Annotated in this window: 18 protein-coding genes and 1 pseudogene; 8 read left to right on the top strand and 11 right to left on the bottom strand. The window is 60.1% G+C overall.

Annotated elements, in window-relative coordinates; genetic code table 11:
- Positions 1-7: 7 nt before the first annotated feature.
- Positions 8-1,369 (bottom strand): O-antigen ligase family protein, encoded by a 1,362-nt coding sequence (locus AC3IX4_RS07025; RefSeq protein ID WP_489259856.1) that lies wholly within the window; start codon positions 1,367-1,369, stop codon positions 8-10.
- A gap of 1,023 nt (positions 1,370-2,392) precedes the next feature.
- Between AC3IX4_RS07025 and AC3IX4_RS07030 the strand changes: the two genes are divergently transcribed.
- The 6 genes from AC3IX4_RS07030 to AC3IX4_RS07055 all read left to right on the top strand — a co-directional run bounded on the left by AC3IX4_RS07030 (position 2,393) and on the right by AC3IX4_RS07055 (position 8,911).
- Positions 2,393-3,556: an outer membrane beta-barrel protein gene (locus tag AC3IX4_RS07030; RefSeq protein WP_489259857.1), complete on the top strand. Its 1,164-nt coding sequence runs from the start codon at positions 2,393-2,395 to the stop codon at positions 3,554-3,556.
- 72 nt (positions 3,557-3,628) lie between these two features.
- Positions 3,629-4,168 (top strand): polysaccharide biosynthesis/export family protein, encoded by a 540-nt coding sequence (locus AC3IX4_RS07035; protein ID WP_489259858.1) that lies wholly within the window; start codon positions 3,629-3,631, stop codon positions 4,166-4,168.
- Positions 4,169-4,271: 103 nt separating this feature from the next.
- Positions 4,272-6,512, top strand: a complete 2,241-nt coding sequence (locus AC3IX4_RS07040) for a GumC family protein (protein WP_489259859.1) — start codon at positions 4,272-4,274, stop codon at positions 6,510-6,512.
- 171 nt (positions 6,513-6,683) lie between these two features.
- Positions 6,684-7,409 carry a tyrosine-protein phosphatase gene (locus AC3IX4_RS07045; protein WP_489259860.1) on the top strand — a complete coding sequence of 242 codons (726 nt, stop codon included), beginning with the start codon at positions 6,684-6,686 and terminating at the stop codon, positions 7,407-7,409.
- Entirely contained in the window at positions 7,406-8,170 is a 765-nt protein-coding gene (locus tag AC3IX4_RS07050; RefSeq protein WP_489259861.1) for a hypothetical protein, read from the top strand. The genes AC3IX4_RS07045 and AC3IX4_RS07050 overlap by 4 nt, the downstream gene beginning before the upstream one ends.
- Before the next feature lie 387 nt (positions 8,171-8,557).
- Entirely contained in the window at positions 8,558-8,911 is a 354-nt protein-coding gene (locus tag AC3IX4_RS07055; protein WP_489259862.1) for an SH3 domain-containing protein, read from the top strand.
- 359 nt (positions 8,912-9,270) lie between these two features.
- Here AC3IX4_RS07055 and AC3IX4_RS07060 read toward each other — a convergent pair whose 3' ends face one another.
- Together AC3IX4_RS07060 and AC3IX4_RS07065 are read right to left on the bottom strand one after the other, a co-directional pair.
- Positions 9,271-9,564: a type II toxin-antitoxin system RelE/ParE family toxin gene (locus AC3IX4_RS07060; protein WP_489259863.1), complete on the bottom strand. Its 294-nt coding sequence runs from the start codon at positions 9,562-9,564 to the stop codon at positions 9,271-9,273.
- A complete protein-coding gene (locus AC3IX4_RS07065; RefSeq protein WP_489259864.1) occupies positions 9,552-9,824 on the bottom strand; it encodes a CopG family ribbon-helix-helix protein in 273 nt (90 codons plus the stop codon). The genes AC3IX4_RS07060 and AC3IX4_RS07065 overlap by 13 nt, the downstream gene beginning before the upstream one ends.
- Positions 9,825-9,928: 104 nt before the next feature.
- Here AC3IX4_RS07065 and AC3IX4_RS07070 point away from each other — a divergent pair.
- Positions 9,929-10,153: pseudogene (locus AC3IX4_RS07070) on the top strand (recombinase family protein); the annotation flags it as partial.
- Between the two features lie 832 nt (positions 10,154-10,985).
- On the opposite strand, the gene AC3IX4_RS07075 reads toward AC3IX4_RS07070, so the two are convergent.
- The 3 genes from AC3IX4_RS07075 to AC3IX4_RS07085 form a co-directional block, all read right to left on the bottom strand.
- Positions 10,986-11,636, bottom strand: coding sequence for a trypsin-like peptidase domain-containing protein (locus AC3IX4_RS07075; RefSeq protein ID WP_489259865.1), 651 nt, complete (start codon positions 11,634-11,636; stop codon positions 10,986-10,988).
- A gap of 341 nt (positions 11,637-11,977) precedes the next feature.
- A complete protein-coding gene (locus AC3IX4_RS07080) occupies positions 11,978-12,730 on the bottom strand; it encodes an MlaA family lipoprotein (protein ID WP_489261236.1) in 753 nt (250 codons plus the stop codon).
- 88 nt (positions 12,731-12,818) lie between these two features.
- Complete coding sequence (locus tag AC3IX4_RS07085; RefSeq protein WP_489259866.1) at positions 12,819-14,117, bottom strand: serine/threonine protein kinase; 1,299 nt, start codon at positions 14,115-14,117, stop codon at positions 12,819-12,821.
- A gap of 224 nt (positions 14,118-14,341) precedes the next feature.
- Here AC3IX4_RS07085 and AC3IX4_RS07090 point away from each other — a divergent pair, with 224 nt between their 5' ends.
- The gene (locus AC3IX4_RS07090) at positions 14,342-14,698 is read left to right on the top strand and encodes a hypothetical protein (RefSeq protein WP_489259867.1); all 357 of its coding nucleotides are present in this window, start codon (positions 14,342-14,344) and stop codon (positions 14,696-14,698) included.
- Positions 14,699-18,581: 3,883 nt separating this feature from the next.
- On the opposite strand, the gene rfbD is transcribed toward AC3IX4_RS07090, so the two are convergent.
- The 5 genes from rfbD to AC3IX4_RS07115 form a co-directional block, all read right to left on the bottom strand.
- Positions 18,582-19,457 (bottom strand): dTDP-4-dehydrorhamnose reductase, encoded by an 876-nt coding sequence (gene rfbD / locus AC3IX4_RS07095; protein ID WP_489259868.1) that lies wholly within the window; start codon positions 19,455-19,457, stop codon positions 18,582-18,584.
- Positions 19,454-19,999, bottom strand: a complete 546-nt coding sequence (rfbC, locus tag AC3IX4_RS07100) for a dTDP-4-dehydrorhamnose 3,5-epimerase (RefSeq protein WP_489259869.1) — start codon at positions 19,997-19,999, stop codon at positions 19,454-19,456. The genes rfbD and rfbC overlap by 4 nt, the downstream gene beginning before the upstream one ends.
- Positions 19,996-20,871 carry a glucose-1-phosphate thymidylyltransferase RfbA gene (rfbA, locus tag AC3IX4_RS07105; RefSeq protein ID WP_489259870.1) on the bottom strand — a complete coding sequence of 292 codons (876 nt, stop codon included), beginning with the start codon at positions 20,869-20,871 and terminating at the stop codon, positions 19,996-19,998. Before rfbA ends, rfbC begins: the two co-directional genes overlap by 4 nt.
- Positions 20,868-21,950, bottom strand: a complete 1,083-nt coding sequence (gene rfbB, locus AC3IX4_RS07110; RefSeq protein WP_489259871.1) for a dTDP-glucose 4,6-dehydratase — start codon at positions 21,948-21,950, stop codon at positions 20,868-20,870. Before rfbB ends, rfbA begins: the two co-directional genes overlap by 4 nt.
- A gap of 178 nt (positions 21,951-22,128) precedes the next feature.
- A complete protein-coding gene (locus AC3IX4_RS07115) occupies positions 22,129-23,676 on the bottom strand; it encodes a glycoside hydrolase family 17 protein (RefSeq protein ID WP_489259872.1) in 1,548 nt (515 codons plus the stop codon).
- Positions 23,677-23,906 lie beyond the last annotated feature (230 nt).

The raw sequence follows: 23,906 nt of genomic DNA on the forward strand, positions 1-23,906 counted from the left end.
CGCATTGTTATGCTCGCTCTTTGCGCTGGCGTGGGTTGCTGTGACTGCCGGCGAGCACGGCTATCGCACAGAGCACAACCAGGGTTGCCGCGTTGGCCGGGATCTGCAGGTTGAAGTCGGTGCTGGAGTGGATCAGCAGGGCGATGATGCCCATGCTTGCGCCGAAGCCCACCCCGCTGCGGTACACCGATTCGCGCCGCCATTGCGCCCTGAGGGCATACCACAAGGCCAGCAGGATGAAGACCGCCAGCGGTAGGCTGCCCAATAGACCGAACTCGATAGCGAATTGAAGGTAGTCATTGTGCGCATGGTCAAAGTGCAGTCGGATGTCCTCGCCAGGGTATTTGGGGAATACCGCTTCGAAGCTGCCTGCGCCTTGCCCTACCAGTGGCCGCTCCTGCAGCAGCGGTATGGCGTAGCTGAAGACGTCATCGCGGATTTCGTTGGCCTGCTGGACAACTTCGCCATTGACTACCACGTCGTTCAGGCGGGTGTTGAGCACGCGGTCTTTGAGCTTTTCCAGGCCGAAGTACTGGCTGATCACCAATACATCGATAAGGATGATGCTGGCGAGGATCAGGCTGTTGCGCAGACGGCGCTCCTTCTCCAGCAGTACAAACAAACCGCCCACTAGAAGCAGACTGGCGAAGAATGCGCTGTTGCCCATCCGCGAGTGGGTCATGACCAGCGCGATGACCATCACCACTAACGCCAGACGCAAGCGCGCCTTGGGGCCCATCAGCAGCTCCAGGAAGTTGACCCAACTGAAGGGGCGGCCATCACGCAAGGCAAGCAGCAGACCGATGCCGCAGGCCAGCGTCATTTCCAGGTAGCCCGCCAGGTGGTTACGGTTGACGAAGGTGCCTGTGGCATCTCCGACGTAACTGGTTTTAGGACCTGCCAGTAGCCATTCCACGCCGGACAGGGTCATGAACGCGCCAAAAAAAGCCTGCAGGGTGCCACTGACCACCAGTGTGCCAAGCAGCAGGCTGAGACGTTTGCGGGTATGGAACAGGCTGACCACCAGCAGGAACAGCAGGCAGTAGGCCAGGCCGAGCACCAGGTACTGCAAGGTCGCCCCGTTATCCACGCTCAGCCCAGCTAGCCATTGCACCGCGACCCAGGCTTGGCTGAGCAGGAGCAGTGCAAGCAGGGGCAGGGCGGCTCTAAGTGTCTTGTTCCGGCTGCCTTGCGCTGCCGCGCCGCGCAGCTGGCCGATCGCCCAGACGCCGCCCAGGCCGCCCATCAGCAGGGCGAACAGTCCAACTGCCCATTCGCGATTACTGCCTAGCGGCAGCGGCAGCCATACCAAAACAAAGAGAATTGCGGCAAGCAGGAACCGGTCGAGGTGGTTGGCGGGTTGGGGCATGGGTAGGGCTGATCCGTTAGGTTTCTGGCAAGTAGCAAAAGCGCGCGAGGCGGATTTAAAGGCCGTGATTGTAGGGACTTCTGCCGCTGATAACCATGGTTTGGCGGGGGTTGTCGCTTTGATGTAAGCGGCTGGCCAAGTCACCTACCTGAACAGCACGCTAAAGCAAAGTCTGAGGGGTGTCGTTCCCTTGGCGTCAATTCTCCAACGATGTATAGTCGCGCACGAAATGGACCGGGTAGCGGGTATAAGATAGCGCCCGAAAGGTTGCATACAAGCCTGGGGCCTTGCCATTTACTCTTTAGCTCAATTTGCCTTCTTCACAGCGTGCTGCGCAGTGAAGGGGCGGTAGCGTTTCTGGAGCCTGGACCTTTACTCTGGCAAGGCGAAAGTTGTAGAAGTTACCCAGGAGTCAGCAAGGCAAGATGCCGGGTAATAATGGATTAACCTGTCAAATTTCATGACCTCTCCCTCGATACCGCCCACTACGCCAGCCACTGCGGGCCTCAAGTCGTCAGGGCTACGTAGCGCTGTGCGCGCGGAATCTAGGGGGGCTTCTGCAGTTGCGCAGTGGATGCAGTCAGTGGCAGGGCATGAATAACAACTTTTACAACACCCAAAACTGCCCACTACTCTCAGCAGAAGAGGAGCAGACTCCATGCAACATCTAACGAGGACGTTCGATATGCGTAAAACTCTTTTCAGCCTTTCCCTGGCGGTAGCATTGGCCTCTGGTCAGGCCTTCGCGGACCAAGCCACTCGGGACTCCAAGGTAGCCGGCAACGCCAATGCTCCGGCTGCTACCAGCTCCGGCAAAGGGCATGGTGCCACTCCTGCCACTCCTGCCACTCCTGCCACACCTGGCGGTCCTGGCGGTCCTGCCACTCCTGCCACTCCTGCCACTCCTGCCAGCCCTAACTAATCGGCTGACCTTCAGCTGAATCAACACCAATGCTGGTGCCCCGTGCGCCGGCATTTTTTTGCCTTTTCCACCGGCAAAATCAAGGAATACTGGGTTCTCGCATGAGCAAGAAATTCAACGCAACTTCACCGGCTGCCGCCGTTTCGGCTGTGCTCTGTATCAATGCCTGGGCCATTGAGCCGCAAAGCGTCAAGCTGTCCGATGGCCTGACCTTCACCCCCACCCTGCAAGTGAGTGAAAGGTACGACGACAACTTCCGGGCCGTGGAAGACAGCGAGGAATCCTCCTGGATTACCGGCATCACCCCGACCTTCGTACTCGGTGCCGAGGGCCGCAAGAGCGCGTACGCGCTGACCTACTTGGCCAAAAGCGACATCTTTCATTCGAGCCACACAGACGACAACACCGATCACCATCTGACCGCAGATGCCGGGTTTGAATTCGATGCGCGCAACCGTCTGAAGCTGAACAGCGGCTATCACAAGGTTGAAGAGACGGTCTCGGAAGAGCAGAACATCGAAAACGACAAGTACAGCACCAGCAACCTTGGTGGCGTGTACACCTATGGCGCCGAGCGCGCCCGTACCCAGGTCGATTTCGGCGCTAAATATCAGGAGTTGCGATACCAGAACGGCAACCACCTCAATGCCGACAAAGAGCGCGACACCACCGCGCTTAGCAGCACGTTCTACTACCGCGTGGCTCCCAAGACCCGCGCCCTGGTTGAAGCTCGTTACACCGAGTATGACTACGTCTCCAACGACCGCCTCAACAGCAACAACGTCGCCCTGCTCGGCGGTCTGACTTTGGATGCAACCGCCAAGACCAGCGGTACCGTCAAGATTGGTGGCGAGAAGAAGCGTTTCGACGACTCCAGTATCGACGACAAGAGCGGCGGCATGTGGGAAGTGGGTGTCAGCTGGAAGCCACGCACCTACTCGACCTTCAACCTGAAGACGCGCCGCGGGCTCGACGAAGGTCAGGATAACGCCTCCGCCATCGAGTCCCAGAGCACCACTCTGAGCTGGGGGCACGAGTGGCTCGACCGCCTGAGCTCCGACTTCAGCTACACCTACAGTGACCGGGAATACCAGGACATCAAGCGCGACGACAAGTTCGATACTTTCGGCCTCGGTCTGACCTATGAAATGCGCCGCTGGCTGGATGTGGATGTCGGTTACAAGTATTCCGAAAACGACTCCAGCGCACCTAACGAAAGCTTCGAACGCAACATCTACACGCTCAGCCTCACAGCCAGCCTGTAACCTTGCGTCCGTAGAATATAGGGGGGCTTCGCCCTCTTTTTACCCCGAGATATTCAGGAGCAACCGAGCCACATGGTCATTCGCATTTTTTTCAGCCTGATCCTTGGCATGCTGCTGATCAACAGCAGCGTCGTGCAGGCAGAGGGCAACTCCAAATACAAACTGGCTTCGGGTGATGTCATCCGCATCAATGTCTTCGGCGAACAGGATCTCAGCTTCGAAGCGCTCCGCCTTACCGATGCCGGCACCTTCTCCTACCCCTTCATCGGTGAAGTCCAGGCCAAAGGTAAAACCGCTGCCGAGATCGAACAGATGATCATCGACAAGCTCAAGGGCGACTATTTGGTCGACCCGCGCGTATCGGTCAGCGTCCTGCTGTACCGCGAATTCTTCATCAGCGGCGAGGTGAAAAAACCTGGTGGCTTCCCGTTTCAGCCCGGCCTGACGCTGCGGCGTGCCGTTGCCCTGGCCGGCGGCCTTACCGAGCGCGCCTCGGAGGGCCAGATCACCATCATCCACGACCACGATGCCAACCGTACCCCAGAGGCAGCCACCCTCGACACCCACGTCATGCCCGGCGACACCATCACCATCGACCAGGGTTTCTTCTAAGCATCAATCCGTCCTCCCGGCGAGCCTGGGCACAGGTCGCATGGCGCGGCCTGCCCCCCATCGGTGCCTGAGCGCCCTCAACTTTTTCAGAGTTTCCCCAAGCATGGAAAGTAACACTCATATCATCGAGCGCAATCTGATCGCCCAGCGCCAGGATGAGGGCGACGACGAGATCGACCTGCTGAAGTTGTGGCAGACCATCTGGCTGAGAAAGTGGAGCATCCTCACCCTGGTGCTGGTCGTCAGCATGGTCGCGACTCTCGCGGTTTTCGCCATCACGCCCATCTACCGCGCCGTAGCTACCCTGATGATCGAGGAGAAAGCCGCCAAGGTGGTGTCTATCGAGCAGGTCTACGGCCTCGAAGGGACGGGCAGCGAATACCTGCAAACCCAGTTCGGACTGCTGAAGTCGCGCTCCCTGGCCGAGCGCGTGGTGCGTCAGCTGAACCTGACCACCCACCCCGAGTTCGATCCGCGGCAGCAGCCCGAACCGCTGATCGACATCGGCGGCCTGCTGGCCAACTTCGACTTCAACAAGATCGTGCCGGCAACCCTGCCCGGTGACTTGGAGGAGGGGGTCGACCTCACCGAAGCGGAAATCTTCGATACAGTCACCAAGGACTTGATGGAGCGCATCAGCATTGAGCCGCAAGGCAAGAGCCAGCTGGTCAAGGTGCTGGTGGACATGGCCGATGCGCGCACGGCTGCGCTCGCCGCCAATGCCCTGGCCAACGGCTTCATCGAAAGCCAGCTGGAATCGACCATGAACAAGTCCATGACCGCCACCAACTGGATGAATAGCCGCCTGGGCGAGCTGCGCACCAAATTGAAAGATGCAGAAGACCGCCTGCAGGCCTATCGCGAAACTGAAGGCCTGGTCGATGTGGATGGCGTAGGCACCATCAGCGCCGCCGAGCTGTCCCTCACCGGCGAGCGCATGATCGATGCGCGCCGCCAGCGCGCCGAAGCCGAAAGCCAGTACCGCCAGGTCCAGGCCATGCGCGGCGGTGGCTGGGAACGTCTGGCCAGCGTTCCGGCTGTGCTGGGTCATCCGCTGATCCAGCAGTTCAAGGCGGAAGAAGCCAAGGCCAAGGCCAAGTTCGAAGAGTTGTCGCGCCGCTATGGTGCGCGCCACCCGGCCTTGGATGCCGCCCGCTCCGATCTGAACGCCGCCTCCGCCAGCCTGCGCGGTCAGGTCGAGCAGGTGGTCGCCGGTATCGAGCGCAACTATCAGCTGGCCGCCGCCAACGAAAATTCCCTGCAGGCCTCGTTCAACGCCAACAAGTCGCAGATCCAAGACATCTCGCGCAAGGAGTTCAAGCTGCGTGAACTGCAGCGTGAGGTGGATGGCAATCGCACGCTCTACGACACCTTCATGACCCGACTGAAGGAAACCGCCGCCACCTCCGACCTGGACAGCGCCAATGCCCGGGTGGTGGATCAGGCCGTAGTGCCGTCTGAACCAATCAAGCCGAAGAAATCGCTGATCGTCGCCATCGCCGCCCTGCTGGCCGGCTGCATCGGTGTGGGCCTGGCCCTGCTGCTGGACATGCTGAACAATACCTTCAAGAGCACCGAGCAGGTTGAAGGCCGCCTGAACATTCCGGTGCTTGGCATCCTGCCGTTGATGAAGAGCCAGGAGCGCAGCGACCTCGCGCGGCTGTTCACCACCGACAAGGACAAGACCTTCTCCGAGTCGGTCCGCACCATTCGCACGGGCGTTGTGCTCTCCGGCATCGACCACCCGCACAAGGTCACGGTCATCACCTCCTCCATCCCCGGCGAAGGCAAGAGTACCGTCTCGGTCAACCTGGCCTTCGCCCTCGGCCAGATGGAAAAAGTGCTGCTGATCGATGCCGACCTGCGCCGCCCGACCTTGGCCAAGAGCTTCGAGTTCCCGGTTGGTACTCCCGGCCTGGCCAACCTGATCGCCGGCACCGCCACGCTGGAGGAATGCATCAAGCATGTCGACGGCATTGACATGATCAGCGCCGGCACCGTGCCGCCAAACCCGCTGGAACTGCTCTCGTCGCCACGCTTCGCCAAGGCCATCGAAGTGCTCAAGAGCAAATACCAGCGCATCATCATCGACTCGCCGCCGACCCAAGCGGTGAGCGACGCGGTAGTTCTGTCGACCTTTGCCAACTCGCTGATCTACGTGATCAAGTCAGACTCCACGCACATCCCGTTGGTGGAGAAGGGCGTCGGCCAGTTGCTGCAGAACAATGCGCCAATCAACGGCATCGTGCTCAACCAGGTCGATATCAAGAAAGCCAAGAAGTATGGCTATACCTACGGCGGTTATTACGACTACTACGGCTACAGCAACGCCAAGAAAGCCTGAGTGACAGCCTGCCCTGGGAAAACTCTGAATTAGTCGTCATCCCCGCGTAGGCGGGGATCCAGAAGCAGCGTGGCACCTGGGTTCCCGCTTTTGCGGGAACGACGAGCAACCCGCACCACCCTGTAGAAACGCCACCCTGGCGCGAGACAACCAAGGGTTTCAATAGCAACCATGATCGACCTTCACAACCACCTGCTCCCCGGCATCGATGACGGTGCGCCTGACCTCGACGCCTCGCTGGCACTGGCGCGCATGGCCGTTCAGGACGGCATCACCCACCTGGTCTGCACACCGCACATCCACCCCGGCCGCTACGACAACAGCCCCGCCAGTATCCAGGCGGCGTTGGCTTTGTTTGTCGCTGCCTTGCAAGGGGCAAACATCTCTCTGCAGGTTGCTGCTGCAGCAGAAGTGCGCTTTGGCGTGGAGTTGATGGTCGGCATTGGCCAGGGAGCTATTCCTTTCTTGGGCGAATGGCGGGGCAAGAAGGTGCTGCTGCTCGAGTTCCCCCATGGTGAAGTGCCCTTCGGCGCCGAACGCCTGATCGCCTGGCTGCTGCAACGCAACATCGTGCCGATGATCGCCCACCCGGAACGCAACAAGGGCATCATGCGCACGCCGTCCAGCCTCAAGCCGTTCCTGAAGCAGGGCTGCCTACTGCAAGTCACGGCCTCATCGGTGGCGGGCCGCTTTGGCCCGGCCGCCCAAGAAGTTGCCCATGAGCTGCTGGCGCAAGGTGTAGTTACCATACTCGCCACCGATGCCCACAACCTGCAGCATCGCCCACCCATGCTCAGCGAGGGCATGCAACATGCCGCTCGCATCGTTGGCGATGCCAAAGCAGAAGCCCTGGTCAAACAGATCCCCTGGGAAATCGCCCAGAGCCATTTCGCATGAACCCCAGCCTATCCATCGACCGGCTCAGCCGCCGGAAACAGCACTCGCCCGCAGGCGAGCAAAGTGTGAGCGTCATCACACAAAAAGTGTCTGCCGTGCTGGTGTTGCCGTTGGCCATGGTCCTGTTATTTGCAGGGGCCTGCATGATCGTGGCTGGTATCGCCAGCTACCAGGCTGAAGCCTTTATCAGTGACTGGGAAAAGGCCGGCAACGAGCCCGAAGCCCGTGCCTGGCAAATCGCCCACGATGCCGCCCAGCGAGCTACCAGTCTGTACCCGGTTGCCAATGGCGATTACCTCGACCGCCTCGGGCGTATCCACAGCTGGCAGCAATTCCGCCAGCCCTATGCGGCCCCTACCGCAGCAAGCTCGCGCCATGCCGCCCTCGATGCTTTCCGCGCCGCGGTCGCCGCACGCCCCAGCTGGCCCTATACCTGGGCGCGCTTGGCCCACAGCAAACTCTACCTGCAAGAGTTCGATGACGAGTTTGCCCACGCCCTGAGCCAGGCCTTTCAGCTTGGCCCCTGGCGCATCGGCGTCAATCGCGAGCTGGCGGAAATCGGCTTCAGCGCCTGGCCCCATCTGAGCGAAAGCCAGCGCCAGGCCGCTCTCGAATCGGCCCGGCGCAGCATTGCCTATGGGCACGCGGAAGCCCAACGCCTGCTCAAGATTGCCCAACACACCGGCAAGCTGCCGCAGCTGTGCGGCAGCTTGAGCCGCGAACTGATCAACAACCGCAAGCTTTCGCCATGCCTGAATTAACGTTTGCAGAGCGGCTTCCAGCCCCGCCGTCCCTGTAGGCGTCCGCCCGCCGCCCCGGCGCCGCGCTGTCGCGCAGCAAACTTGGGGGCGTACGGCTCAAGTTCTGGGGTGAGTCTCAATTCCTAAAAGCCTGTGGCGGCTGTCCCGAAGGGGCAGCCGCCACAGGCTTTTTGCTAGGATAAGTACGCGCGGGACAGAGGCCGTAGCCCGCACTGGTGTATCAGCACCCGCGTAGGAGAGTGGCCCGCACGGTATCGGCGTGGAGTCCCTGTCGGCACGGCTAGCCAGAACGCCCCCTAGGTGGTATTGCCGCTGTAGATCTGATGCACGTAGTGTCTGTATCGCTGGCAGACCGTGCTGGCCGGTGGAGGTCGTTAGGAAGAGATGATGCCTGATCAACATTACATTGCCATTCAGCCACACGTCAGTGAATACCCTGAGCCGATCACCTTGAAGGCTGGCGACAGGGTTTCAGTGGGTGAGCAATACGACGGGCCTGAAGGCTGGGATAAATGGTATCTGTGTTCGGCACCAGGGCAGAAGGCGGGTTGGGTGCCGGGGCAGATTATCGATAGCGGGATGGTCACGCAGGATTACACGGCCAGGGAGTTGGAGGTTGTCATCGGTGATCACCTGATCGGTACGCGTCAATTGAATGGTTGGCTTTGGGCTACTCGGGTCTCGGATGGTGTGTCTGGTTGGGTGCCTTTGAATAACATTCGTATTGCTGAGGCTTTGTAGGGTTTAGCTGTGCGGGGAGTTGGCGTTGGAGGCTTCGCGCTGAATGACCTTTGTGCCTCTTTCGCGCAAGAAATCAAAATCTGCCGCTGCTGATGGGCTGCGATTGAGCGGCAAGCGGGTGTGGGATTCTGAGGTTCGTATTGGCGCCCCTTACGGGCCGCATCGCAGCCTTCGGCAGCGGCTACGGGGCGATCAGTTGGGCGGCTGATAAACAGTCTTACTTTCCACTTCGATGCAGGTCGGGCACGTGTCCCATCATGCAATCATGACGGCATGCGCCTCGCTGACGCCTTCTCCGGCGAGCTGCTGCATCTGCTGATCCATCTTCGTGGCCAGTCGGCGGAATTCATTTATGCTAATCAGTCGCCCGCCTCTTTCTGGTGTCGGAATGCCAAGATATACACCGCATCAGCGGTCGGCTCGTGGCGGTACAGGGCCACATAGCCAGAATCCCCGAAAGAAATCACCAACTCGCGCAGTTCTGGCATTTCAGGGAATGGCCGGCCAATATCGGGGGCTGTTTCCAGTAGCAAGAGTTGCCGTTCGATGGTCTGACCGGCCCGCTTCGCGGCTTCTGGGGCCTTTGCGGCCAAGAACCGTCGGCATCGCTCCAATCCTTGCGCCGCGCCTTCGGTGACGATTACTTGTGGCACTCAGGCACCGCCTTTTCGTCTTCGGTGCCCCAGGTGTTCAGCCAGGTACGCACTTCCTGGCCGGTCAGGTGACGCCCGGTTTCCTGATAGGCCGCCCAAGATGCCAAGGCTTCCTTCTTGAAGCTCTCGCGGGCTTCCTCCCGCTCGACGTATTGCTGGATGGCTTCGAGCATAATCCAGTGGGGCGAACGGCGGCGCTGGCTGGCGAGGTGCTGGACGCGAGCTTTTAGCGTGTCGTCGATCTTGAGAGACGTTGCCATAGTTGACTCCTTATCACATGGTAATACCTAGTGATACTTTAGTTCTCCCGTCCCTGTCCGTCAAACGTAGGTTTGTTGGACAGTCGGCGGTGATCGGGTTACCTGGCGGTCGCCTGGTGTTTCACCTGTTTGGTGCCTTGGCCGAGTTTGAGCGTGACCTGATCCGTGAGCGCACCCAAGCAGGTCTCTGCGCCGCACGAGCACGCGGGCGCAAGGGTGGACGCAAGAAACGGCTCGATCCCGCCAAGCAATAACTGGCCCTGCGCCTTTACCACGAGCGAAAACACACCTCTTTCGCGCAAGAAATCCAAATATGCCGCTGCCGGTAGGCTGTGATCGACCGCAAAGCGGGTGGGAATACTGAGATTAGTGTTGGCGCCCCTAGCGGGCCGCATCGCAGCCTTCGGCAGCGGCTATGGGGCGATCAGTCGGCCGCCTGATAAACAGTCTTACTTTCCATGATCGCCTCCAGCAACCGAGGAATGGGAATGGTAGGAATCAAGCTTGTCGGGGTGCCGAACCGTCGTGATACAGGCGCTGTGGTGCATCTGGCTCACTTGGCTGAATTCATCGCAGGCAAGCGTGGTTCTAAGATTAAAAGCCCACTACTCGAGATGAGTTCAGATCGGCGTGGCAGAGCTTGCAGCGATTCAGGCGTCGCGGCGAACCCGTTATACCGTGGTGATTTCATCGCTAGCAAGCTTTGCTCCCACAAGATCAAAAGCTCCCACAGGATCAAAAGCTCACGGCTCGATATCGAGGTGAACGGAGATCGGCGTGGGAGTGAAGCTTGCTCACGATAGCTTCACCGCGCTCTGCCAGATGCACCATGGTGTCTGCATCGCGACGGTTCGGCGCCCCGACAAGCTTGGCCCCACAAAAGCGATCCGCGCAGCCCCTCAAGTTGCTGTCAAGCCAGGCGCGGATTGCAATTGCCCGATGAGGGGCAAGTTGGTATCTACAGAGTTTCGTAAGTGGCCTTGGCATTAAAGGTAAGACAGGCCTATCGCGGGCGGCGGGGAGTATGGGGCGGTTGTGGTGGCTGCATCGCTGGCGAGCCAGGCTCCTACAGGAAGCTGCGGCGGTCTATGGGGGGACCGCCGCGGCGGTGTCGTCGGTAAGCCGAGTATCTGCACAGTGCAAAGTGGCTGGTTGGCGAGGTTACTTGATGACGTATTTCGGGGCTTCGGGTGGGTGTAGCTTCGCTTGCAGGATCACCCATTCTCGCTGGATGACGGCATAGGGCAGGAACACGCTGATGCGCTGTGCGTCCTTGATGCCGGCGTGTTTGGCTTGTTCTTCGGGGGTGATGCTGTGGTAGCCGATGTTGATGCCGACCACGCTACCGTCTGCGGCTATGACCGGGCCACCGGACATGCCTTTGATCAGCGGCGCGTCGTGGATGGCGTAGCGGTCGCCGCTGTTGTCGTTGGTGTTGAAGAAGGGCGTGGAGTACACCCGGCCCTGGCCGCTGGCACTGGCGAGGTACGGAGAGGCACCTTCGGCGGTGATGCGTTCGCCGGTTTTTGGGGCTCGCCAGTGGGGGAGGTAGCCGCGGGCTTTGTGCTTGAAAAACACCAGGTCGCAGCCGGTGCTGCAGGTGTGTTGCACATTGGCGAGCAAGGGGACGTGGCTGGCCGTGACGGCGTAGTCTTCGTTCCACTGCACGGCCGAAGCCAAGAAGACGTAGGGAAGGGGGAAGCCTGAATGGACCTGGAAGTAAGCATCGCTACCCACGAGTTCGGGTTTTACAATGCCGTTGCATCCTGCTGTTAACGCTCCTAGAAATACGATTGCCATGATCTTCGTCATGAGCTTCACCGTCTTGTCTGGAGTAGGTTTGCGGGGGGGAGTAGAGCGCGCTCTCTCGGCGGGCTGAAATGGCCCGTTGTTATCACTTAAGAAGGTTAAAGATTTTGCCGTTAGAACGAATGGCTCTAGGAATAATTACTTTTATATAGTCACAAAGTATAGGGAGCTGGCAGCTATTTAAGGGTGGGCTGCTTCAGGCGGTATTTTTGCTGGAGGCCTTGATATTAAAGGCTTAGGAGCTAATAAGGCTCCTATGTAGCGGCGAGATATATCGTTATTAAACCTGGCGCCAGACTATTGTCGCGCGCCAAGGCGTTATTGCATTTTTTGATCGCCGGGTTTTACTCGGCGATTTGCAGTTTGCGCGCTTCGGTATACACATAACGCACTTTTTCATATTCAAACGGCGAGTTCGTTTGCCCGTATTTGAATGTGGTGCTGTAGCGCCGGTCGATGGCGCGCAATACCCAGACTTCCGGGTGGTCGGTGCTCACGTCCGATACGTTCAAAAAGTTGATGGCCGACTCTGCGCTGAAGTCGACCGCCAGGCCGCCGGTGTCGCGCAGGTTGGAGGGGCCCAGGATCGGCAGCATCAGGTAAGGACCACCCGGCAGGCCGTAGAAGCCCAGGGTTTGGCCGAAGTCTTCGGTCTGGCGCGGGATGCCCATCTTCGCGGCGGGGTCCCACAGGCCGGCGACGCCGACGGTGGTGTTGAGCAGCAATCGGGCGGTGATGTCCAGCGAGCGTTGGCCCTTGAGCTGCAGCAGGCTGTTGAGCAGGTTGGTGACGTCGCCCAGGTTGTTGAAGAAATTGCTGACGCCTTTGCGCAAGAGTTCTGGGGTGACGTAGGTGTAGCCATGCACCACCGGCAGGAACACCCATTGATCGAAGCGGTAGTTGAAGTGGTACACGCGCCGGTTCCACGACTCCAGGGGGTCGTAGACGTTGAGGGCGGTGAGGGTTGAGCGTTCGAATTCGCGCTGGTCCAGGCCGGGGTTGAATTTGAGTTGCTTGAGCGGGTCGGTGAAGCCATCGGCCTCGACGGTGCGCTGTGGCAAGGTGTTTACCGGTTCGCCGGAGCGTGATTGGGGCATGGCGGTGGCACTGGGGCCGGTGGTGTCTTCGGCCAGGGCATTGCCTGCGCACAGCAGGCTTGCGAGCAGCAGAGAGTAGGTTGACGTCCTAACCACGGAAAAACTCCAGCATCGCGTCGCTGTTGACACGGTAATTGATATTGCCGCAGTGCCCGCCATACGGATAAAGGGTCAGGCGGTCGCCAAAGGTTTTGCGCAAAAAGCCAAGGTCGCCAGGGCCGAGGATCATGTCGTCGACGTTGTGCATCACGGCGATTTTCTGGCTGGTGTGCAGGTAGTCCTTCAGGGCGTAGAGGCTCACCTGGTCGACCAGTTGCAGCACGCTGCCGCCGTCGGTGCGCGCGCGCCACATGGGGATTACTTGATCGGTCAGGTAGCACTCGAAGTCGCACTGCAAGGCACGTTTGAAAAACGGCGCGAGGCTGGTGCCTTCACTGATCGGGAACTTGGGCGGGGTGATCAGGCCGCGGCGGTTGATCAAGTCTGAGGTAAAGGCGATGTCGGCGGCCGAGAAGCGGAACGAGGTGCCGATCAGCATGGCCATCTGCTCGTTGGACAGGTGCTGGCGCGACTGTTGGAAGTCGTAGAGCAGGGCGTCGTTGAGGTCGACGTAGCCTTTTTGCTGGAAGTAGCGCGTGAGCTTGGCCAATACCAGTTCATAGAAGGTGGTGGAGTTGTCGATGCCCTTCACCTGGGTTTGCACCAGTTTGTCCAGGTTGCTGATCGAGGTGTAGAGGTTGACCGGCGGGTTGAGCAGCAATACGCGCTTGAAGTTGAAGCTGCGCCGGGTTTCGTCCAGGTGCGCGACAAAGGCGGCGTCCAGGGCGCCGAGGCTGTAGCCGGTCAGGTAGTACTCGCTCACGGGCAGGCGGGGGTGCTGGGCGCGCACGGCTTGCATCACGCGGTAGAGGTCTTCGGCGTCTTCCTTGGTGATGCCGGGAGTGGCGAAGCGCGAGGCGCTGCTCATGAAGTCGTAGCTGGTGGGCGAAGACAGCTGCACCACGTGGTAGCCGGCCTTGTAGTAGAGCTTTTTCAGGTATTCGTTGAGGCTGCTGGTGTAGGGCGCACCGGTGCCGGCGATGAGGAAGATCAGCGGGGCTTCGTGGTTTTGCTGGGCCAGGCGGTAGCGCAGTTTTTTCACGGGCCAGAAGTTATCGGGCAGGATAAACGCGCGTTCTGGACGCAGGTTGAGGCTGTAGTCGGACTGGTTGATGTCTTCATCGCGCGGCAGTTCCGGGCGCAGCTCGGGCGGAGTGGAGGCGATGGTGGCCTCGAAAGGGTTGGTGAGGGGGTAGCCGTAGCTGGCGGCATCGACCTCCACCGCCGCTGCGGACGCACTCAGGATTAAGCCGCCGAGAAAGGCAGCCAAGCGTAGGGTTCGGAGCATTTCGGTGTCCCCAAAATAGGCAAATGCCAAAGTAAATACGCAGGCTCTGACAACCAGCAGTACACCAAAGTGCCCGGCGGCCCTGCATTTAGTGCCTTAAACGCTCTGTTTGGCTAGTTTGAAGGTAGCAGTTTATTGCTGCAAAGTTGTTCGGCGCGGCGGTTTTGCCTTGCATCAAGGGGCTGGATGCTTATGCTGGGCCGTTTATTGATTCGGAGTGCGACATGACTCGCCGTTTGCCGCTGATTGCCTTGCTTGTGCTACTGCCGTTGTGGTTGGCGGCGAGCTACGGGTTGCGCTATGCCCTGATGGAAGACCCGCAGTGGGTGGGCGTGTGCGTCGATGCCGCCACGCGCTGGGAATGCCAGATGCGTTCGGGGCTGGGGTTGCTGATTCACTTTCGGGTGATTGCCTGGGTGGGGTTGGTGGCGTCGGTGGTGGCGTTTGTGGCACCGGGGCGGGCGGGGTGGTGGCTGGCGGTGTTGGCGTTGGTGTTTGCGATCCCGGCGTTGGTGTTGTACAGCGCGAGTTTGGCGGTGTTTGCGGTGGTGATTGCGGGGTTGCGGTTGGTGCGGCGTTAACCGCCTCCTACCCGCATGGGCTTGGCGCAATCGCGCAATCCCCTCCACCGACCCCACGAAAATCCAAAGCCGAACCACCAAGGCTAACAACCCCGACCCCACAGGCCATGGCACGTTGCAACCAATGTAGGAGCCGGCTTTAGCCGGCGATGCGCCGCGCGGGCGGCGCTCGATTTACGCAACAGCGCAAAACCCAAGGCAAGCGCCTGGAGGCCTTGATGCGATCCTCTTCATTCTCATGGTGCACCTCTAGAGTGCCTGGCAACAGATCGCATGAGCCGCATGGTGCCCGCCTTGGTTTTTCTTTTGCTCTTGAGATCGAGCGCCGCCCGCGCGGCGCATCGCCGGCTAAAGCCGGCTCCTACATTGGTTGCAACGTGCCATGGCCTGTGAGAGTGGAGGTGTCAGCCACGCGCCCCCCCGAAACCACAAAAATCCAAAGCCGAACCACCAAGGCTAACAACCCCGACCCCACAGGCCATGGCACGTTGCAACCAATGTAGGAGCCGGCTTGAGCCGGCGAATGCGCCGCGCGGGCGGCGCTCGATTTAGGCAACAGCACAAAACCCAAGGCAAGCGCTTGGAAGCCTTGATACGGCCTTCCCCCTTTCATTCTCAGGGTGAACCCGTAGGGTGCCTGTCAACAGATTGCATGAGCCCCACATGGTGCCTGCCTTGGTTTCTCCTTTGCTCTTGAGATCGAGCGCCGCCCGCGCGGCGCATCGCCGGCTAAAGCCGGCTCCCACATTGGTTGCAACGCGCCATGGCCTGTGAGAGTGGAGGTGTCAGCCACGCGCCCCCCCGAAACCACAAAAATCCAAAGCCGAACCACCAAGGCTAACAACCCCAACCCCACAGGCCATGGCACGTTGCAACAAATGTGGGAGCCGGCTTGAGCCGGCGAATGCGCCGCGCGGGCGGCGCTCGATCTAGGCAACAGCACAAAACCCAAGGCAAGCGCTTGGAGGCCTTGATACGGCCTTTCCCCCTTCATTCTCAGGGTGAACCCGCAGAGTGCCTGTCAACAGATTGCATGAGCCCCACATGGTGCCTGCCTTGGTATCTCCTTTGCTCTTGAGATCGAGCGCCGCCCGCGCGGCGCATCGCCGGCTAAAGCCGGCTCCCACATTGGTTGCAACGTGCCATGGCCTGTGAGAGTGGAGGTGTCAGCCACGCGCCCCCCCGAAACCACAAAAATCCAAAGCCGAACCACCAAGGCTAACAACCCCGACCCCACAGGCCATGGCACGTTGCAACCAATGTAGGAGCCGGCTTGAGCCGGCGAATGCGCCGCGCGGGCGGCGCTCGATCTAGGCAACAGCACAAAACCCAAGGCAAGCGCTTGGAGGCCTTGATACGGCCTCCCTCCCTTCATTCTCAGGGTGAACCCGCAGAGTGCCTGTCAACAAATCGCATGAGCCCCACATGGTGCCTGCCTTGGTATCTCCTTTGCTCTTGAGATCGAGCGCCGCCCGCGCGGCGCATCGCCGGCTAAAGCCGGCTCCCACATTGGTTGCAACGTGCCATGGCCTGTGAGAGTGGAGGTGTCAGCCACGCGCCCCCCCGAAACCACAAAAATCCAAAGCCGAACCACCAAGGCTAACAACTCCGACCCCACAGGCCATGGCACGTTGCAACCAATGTAGGAGCCGGCTTGAGCCGGCGAATGCGCCGCGCGGGCGGCGCTCGATTTAGGCAACAGCACAAAACCCAAGGCAAGCGCTTGGAGGCCTTGATACGGCCTCCCTCCCTTCATTCTCAGGGTGAACCCGCAGAGTGCCTGTCAACAGATTGCATGAGCCCCACATGGTGCCTGCCTTGGTATCTCCTTTGCTCTTGAGATCGAGCGCCGCCCGCGCGGCGCATCGCCGGCTAAAGCCGGCTCCCACATTGGTTGCAACGCGCCATGGCCTGTGAGAGTGGAGTTGTCAGCCACGCGCGCCCCCGAAACCACAAAAATCCAAAGCCGAACCACCAAGGCTAACAACCCCGACCCCACAGGCCATGGCACGTTGCAACCAATGTAGGAGCCGGCTTGAGCCGGCGAATGCGCCGCGCGGGCGGCGCTCGATTTAGGCAACAGCACAAAACCCAAGGCAAGCGCTTGGAGGCCTTGATACGGCCTCCCTCCCTTCATTCTCAGGGTGAACCCGCAGAGTGCCTGTCAACAGATTGCATGAGCCCCACATGGTGCCTGCCTTGGTATCTCCTTTGCTCTTGAGATCGAGCGCCGCCCGCGCGGCGCATCGCCGGCTAAAGCCGGCTCCCACATTGGTTGCAACGCGCCATGGCCTGTGAGAGTGGAGTTGTCAGCCACGCGCGCCCCCGAAACCACAAAAATCCAAAGCCGAACCACCAAGGCTAACAACTCCGACCCCACAGGCCATGGCACGTTGCAACCAATGTAGGAGCCGGCTTGAGCCGGCGAATGCGCCGCGCGGGCGGCGCTCGATTTAGGCAACAGCACAAAACCCAAGGCAAGCGCTTGGAGGCCTTGATACGGCCTCCCTCCCTTCATTCTCAGGGTGAACCCGCAGAGTGCCTGTCAACAGATTGCATGAGCCCCACATGGTGCCTGCCTTGGTATCTCCTTTGCTCTTGAGATCGAGCGCCGCCCGCGCGGCGCATCGCCGGCTAAAGCCGGCTCCCACATTGGTTGCAACGCGCCATGGCCTGTGAGAGTGGAGTTGTCAGCCACGCGCGCCCCCGAAACCACAAAAATCCAAAGCCGAACCACCAAGGCTAACAACTCCGACCCCACAGGCCATGGCACGTTGCAACCAATGTAGGAGCCGGCTTGAGCCGGCGAATGCGCCGCGCGGGCGGCGCTCGATTTAGGCAACAGCACAAAACCCAAGGCAAGCGCTTGGAGGCCTTGATACGGCCTCCCTCCCTTCATTCTCAGGGTGAACCCGCAGAGTGCCTGTCAACAGATTGCATGAGCCCCACATGGTGCCTGCCTTGGTATCTCCTTTGCTCTTGAGATCGAGCGCCGCCCGCGCGGCGCATCGCCGGCTAAAGCCGGCTCCCACATTGGTTGCAACGCGCCATGGCCTGTGAGATTGGAGGTGTCAGGGCACATCCCTGTGATCCCTGTTACCGCAGACTGTCACCCCACCCTCGCAAACCGGGTAACGCGGAAACAAATCGTCAGGATTTTTTTGCGTCGGCCGCGGAGCTTTTGGCTGAAACCCCCGTTTTCATTGGGTTTCTAAAAGTTGGCACGGGACCTGCTATAGGTTCTGTACAACAAAAACAATAAATGCGACACACCCAATAAAAACAACATGAAACGACTCTGACATAACAAGAACAAGCACGACAGAGACGAAGCTAACAGATTTTTTTGGAGAGGATGTGCGTTTCAGGGGCTAGCCCCGCAGCCGGACAGAGAACAACAAAACTACCCCCAGGTAGCTCCCGAGTCGGTTGGACCAGCGATGGTGAAGGCAGATCAGCGATCAAAAAAATACGTTTGCTCTTGACCCCGAATGGGGGTCGCCAAGAACGCGGTAAAGGGTCACGGCCGACAAAAACAACAACAGGCCGCCCCTCAATAAAAATAAAGAGCACGCGACAATCTTTGAGGGGAGCCTAGGCTCCCCTCGGTGCTTTCTGGGATTTGGAAAGCCTGCCCTCGTTCGGTTGCAATGCTGACCGGAATGCCGGACCACCCCGATGCAGACGCCACGGTGCATCTGGCAGAGCGCGGTGAAGCTACCGGTCGCCGGTAGCTGCAGAGAAGCTGGCGGCATGAAGACCTAAACGGGTGTCCAAAATCTCTTGACCGGTTCAAAGCCGCACAGGGTTTCGTGCCGTTCAATGCCTTAACTGACCGGCATTACGACTTGCCGGCGATGCCGGCAAGCCGAACCGCGTGTTCCTACCCGCGCAGGCACTCGAGCAGGGCGGTGTGCCAGTCAGCCTGGCTCACTTGCCATTCCCGTTGCAGGCGGCGGCAGTCCAGGCGTGAGTTCAGCGGCCGCTGGGCGGGCGTTGGGTATTCACTGGACGGAATCGGTAACAGCTGTGCACAGGGCTTGCCCTGGGCTTTCAGTTGTTCGCCAATGGCTTGGGCAAAACCAAACCAGGAGGTTTCGCCTTGTGCCGTCAGGTGGTAGGTGCCCCACGCGCCTGCCTGGCCATCACGCCAGCGCTCGATCAGTTGGCGGGTGCTCTGCGCGATGGCGCCGGCCCAGGTCGGTGCACCGATCTGGTCGGCAACGATGCGCATTTCTGGCTTCTCTTGCAGCAGGCGCTGCATGGTCAGCAAGAAGTTGCGACCGTGCAGTGAGTACACCCAGCTGGTGCGCAGAATCAGATGGTCGCAGCCTGTCGCGGCAATTGCCTTTTCACCGGCCAGTTTGCTGGCCCCGTAAACGCCCAACGGGTTGGTTGGGTCGTCTTCGGTGTAGGCCCCGTCCTTGCTGCCATCGAACACGTAGTCGGTGGAGTAATGGATCAACGGCACGCCCAGCGCCTTGGCTTCTTCAGCGAAGATGCCCGGTGCGGTGGCGTTGATGGTGAAGGCCAGTTCTGGCTCGCTTTCGGCCTGGTCCACGGCGGTGTGGGCAGCGGCGATGATGATCAGGTCCGGCTTGATGGCACGGACCTGCTCGCGGATGCGCTCCGGGTGGGCAAGGTCGAGTTGGTCGCGACCCAGCACATGCAGGGTGCCCAGGTCGCCGAGCTGCTTTTGCAGCTCGTGCGCGACCTGGCCATGGCGGCCGCTGATCAGGATGTTCAGGGGTTTGCTCATGGGAACAGGCTGGCCTCTTTCAGCAGGCTGCCAGCCTGGTCTTTGCCGGACAGCAGTGGCTGGCCTTCAAGTTCCCAGTCGATCGCCAGGTCCGGGTCGTTCCAGCGCACGCAGCGTTCGGCGCTCGGGGTGTAATAGTTCGTGGTTTTGTACAAGAACTCAGCCGATTCACTGAGCACCACAAAACCATGGCCAAACCCTTCCGGTACCCACAGCTGGCGCTTGTTCTCGGCAGACAACCGCACGCTGGTCCACTGGCCGAAGGTTGGCGAGCTTTTACGCAGGTCAACAGCCACGTCCAAGACTTCACCGACCGTGACGCGGACCAGTTTGCCTTGCGGGTTTTCGATCTGGTAATGCAGGCCACGCAGCACGCCGTGGGCGGAGCGTGAGTGGTTATCTTGCACGAACTCGGTTTTTACGCCGGTGGCCTCGGCAAACGCCTTGGCATTGAAGCTTTCATAGAAGAAGCCACGATCGTCACCGAATACCTTCGGCTCGATAATCATCACGCCCGGGAGTGATGTCTCGATGACATTCATTTGCTTTCCTCAGCGATTGCGAACAGGTACTGGCCATAACCCGTCTTGCCGAACGCTTTTGCACGCTCAAGCAGCAGCTCGTGGCTGATCCAACCGTTGTGGTAGGCGATTTCTTCCAGGCAGGCGACTTTCAAGCCTTGACGGTGCTCGATGGTCTGCACGTATTGGGACGCTTCCAGCAGGCTGTCGTGGGTGCCGGTATCGAGCCAGGCAAAACCACGGCCAAAACGCTCAACCTGCAGGTCGCCGCGCTTGAGGTAGGCATTGTTGACGTCGGTAATTTCCAGCTCGCCGCGTGGCGATGGCTGAACATCCTTGGCGATTTGTACGACATCGTTGTCGTAGAAATACAGCCCGGTCACGGCGTAGTGGGATTTTGGCTTTGCCGGTTTTTCTTCAATGGACAAGGCTCGGCCCTGGTCATCGAAGTCAACCACGCCGAAGCGCTCAGGATCTTTCACCCAGTAGCCGAACACGGTAGCGCCCTTGGGTTGGGCGACAGCGCGCTTGAGCTGGCTGCTGAAAGCCTGGCCGTGGAAGATGTTGTCGCCAAGGATCAGGCAGACAGGGTCGTTGCCGATAAACTCTTCGCCGATCAGGAAGGCTTGCGCCAGGCCGTCCGGGGAAGGCTGCACGGCGTAGCTGATGTTGACGCCGAACTGGCTGCCGTCGCCCAGCAGCTGGCGATATTGCGGCAGGTCTACTGGGGTAGAGATCAGCAGGATGTCGCGAATGCCGGCCAGCATCAGTACCGAGATCGGGTAGTAGATCATCGGTTTGTCATACACCGGCAGCAGCTGCTTGGAGACGCCCAGGGTGATGGGGTGCAAACGGGTGCCTGAGCCCCCGGCTAGAACGATACCTTTAGTCATGCAATCAAATCCTTATGGTTGGTGTTGCCCAGGCGTTCGCCCTGATAGCTGCCATCCTGGACGCGGCCGCACCACTCCAGGTTATCGAGGTACCACTGCACGGTCTTGCGCAGGCCGGTCTCGAAGGTTTCTTCCGGTACCCAGCCCAGTTCGCGCTCGATCTTGCTGGCGTCGATGGCGTAGCGCTGGTCGTGGCCGGGGCGATCTTTTACAAAAGTGATCAAGTCGGCATAGTTCGCAACGCCGGTTGGGCGCTGTGGTGCCAGCTCTTCGAGCAGCGCGCAGATACCGCGTACCACGTCGATGTTTTTCTGCTCGTTATGGCCGCCGATGTTGTAGGTCTCACCCACCACACCTTCGGTCACTACTTTGAACAACGCGCGGGCATGATCTTCTACAAACAGCCAGTCACGCACTTGCAGGCCATTGCCGTATACCGGCAGCGGCTTACCGGCCAATGCATTGAGGATCACCAGTGGGATCAACTTCTCAGGGAAGTGGAACGGCCCGTAGTTGTTCGAGCAGTTGGTGATCAGCACAGGCAGGCCGTAGGTGCGCTGCCAGGCGCGAACCAAGTGGTCCGAGGCGGCCTTGCTGGCCGAGTACGGCGAGCTTGGCGCGTACGGGGTGGTTTCGGTGAACAGGTCATCGACGCCGTGCAGGTCGCCGTACACTTCGTCAGTCGAAATATGGTGGAAGCGGAAGGCTTCGCGAGCCGCTGGCTCCAGGCCCTGCCAGTAGGCACGGGTGGCTTCCAGCAGGCTGTAGGTGCCGACGATGTTGGTTTGGATGAAATCCGAAGGGCCGTCGATGGAGCGGTCAACATGAGACTCGGCTGCCAAGTGCATGATGGCGTGCGGTTGGAAACGCGCCAGTAAGGCACTCACGGTTGCCTGATCGACAATGTCGGCTTGCACGAACTCATAGCGGCTATTGGAGGCGATGGAACTCAGCGATTCCAGGTTGCCGGCGTAAGTTAGCTTGTCGAGGTTGAGAACTTCGTGCTCGGTGTTTTCAATCAGATGGCGAACGAGCGCCGAACCGATAAAGCCGGCGCCGCCGGTAATTAGGATACGCATGAGTTGTGCCTTTTTCCCTAAGGACAATGGGCCGTTTGGCCCGGGTGTGATTCGAGAAGGCGGGATTTTACCTACATCAAACTTCTTTTATCCAATTTGTATGTCAGAAATATGGAATAAATCATTTTTATTGCACTTATGGGTGATAGCCAACTAATGGCATTTATGGGCTTTGGAACTACCGCACCCGCAAACAACGCCACAATGCCACTACCATCACCACACTCACCACCGCCCACCCCCAGGCCTGCGCATTCTCAAGCCCTTCGCGATACAGCTGCGGCGCAATCCCCGCGCCAATAATAAACGTCAGCAACGCCACCTCTGCCCGCAGCACCCTGACCGGCCGCACGAGATAAACCACCGCCGGCAACACCAACGCCACACTCGGAAAGCTGCGATACCGCGGGTCGAACACCAGCGCCAGCATCATCACCGCCCCGGCAAACCCCGCGGCCGCTACCCACCAGCCGGCCCGTGCCTCTAGCCAAGCAAAGGCGCGTTCACGCCACCCCACACGCGTACTCAAGGCCAGCGCGCCGTGCGCCAGCACCAGCAGGTTCAAGCCCACCAGCAACAAGGCCCACAGCCATTCGCCGGCAAAGCGGCTGGTCACGCGGGTCAGCTCACCCCACAGCCCCAGGCTGCCGGCGCCCAATGCGGCCAGCAGCGGCAGGGCCAAGGCGGCGCGGGTGCTGCGAACGCGGCCGGCAAACAGCAAGGTGGCGATGAACATTGCGCCACACGCCGCCAGCCACTGCGGCCAGAACTTGAGGTTGGACACTGGCCCTTCCAGCACGGCCTTGTCCTGGCGGTCGGCGTCATACAGGCCCCAGTAGCCGCCCACCGCGCCTTCGCTGGCGCGTTTCCAAGGTTGGTCGAAGGCTTCGATCAGGTTGTAGTGCCAGCCGTGTTGCTCGGCCATGGCCACGAACCCACGGATAAACCGCGCCTCGTTCACTGGGCTCGGCAGGGCGGTTTCGCGTTGGCGGCCTTCGCTCGGCCAGCCGGTTTCACCAATCACGATGTCTTTGGGCGCGAAGCGGTTGCCGAACACCTGGCGAATCTCGCCCACATGGGCCAAGGCATCGTCGATGCTCCTGGGGTCGTCTTCCCAGTACGGCAGCAGGTGAATGGTCAAAAAGTCTACGGCTGGGGCCACTTCCGGGTACTGCAGCCAGAATTCCCATACATCGGCGTAGGTGACTGGCTGTTTGATCTGGCTTTTGACCTGCTCGATCAGCTTGACCAACTGGGCGCCGGTGATCTCTTTGCGCAGCAGGGTTTCGTTGCCGACGATCACCGAGGTGACGATGTCCTGGTTGGCATTGGCTGCGGCGATCAGTGCCTGCACTTCCTTGGCGGTGTCGACAGGGTTGCCGTTCACCCAGGCGCCCAGCATCAGCTTCAGGCCGTGCTTGCGGGCGATGGCGGGGATGTCTTCAAGGCCGGTCATCGAGTAGGTGCGGATGCACTCGAAGCGCTGGGACAGCAACGCCAGGTCCGCGTCGATGCGTGCCGGGCGCAGCTTGAACGGTTGGTCGAAAGGGGATTGGTCCTTGTCGAACGGGGTGTAGGAGGCGCATTGCAGTTTATGCGAAGCGCTGGCCGCGTCCGGCAGCACCACCGGCCGCCCCAGGCCATACCAAACGCCAGCGAGGGCAAGCAGGCCAAGCAGGCAGGCGAACAGGTAAGGCACAAGCGGGAAGCGCACGGTCGTCGACATGGATCAGGCCATCAGGGAACAAAGCGGGCAATACTACCTGCAAATCTCTGGCGCTTGAGCATTGGCATGCAAAGTTTGGGCGCAGGCGCGGCCAGGGCCCGCGAAGAGAGGGGGCTGCTGGCGGTGTGACGTCGTTTCTCGATGTTTCGATGTCGCCCACGGAGCAGGGCGCATTGCTGGCGGAGTTGATTATTGGTGCTATCAGTACTCCGCTGGTGAGGGTTTTGCAG

The sequence above is a fragment of the Pseudomonas sp. KH_021 genome, from assembly GCF_057838865.1.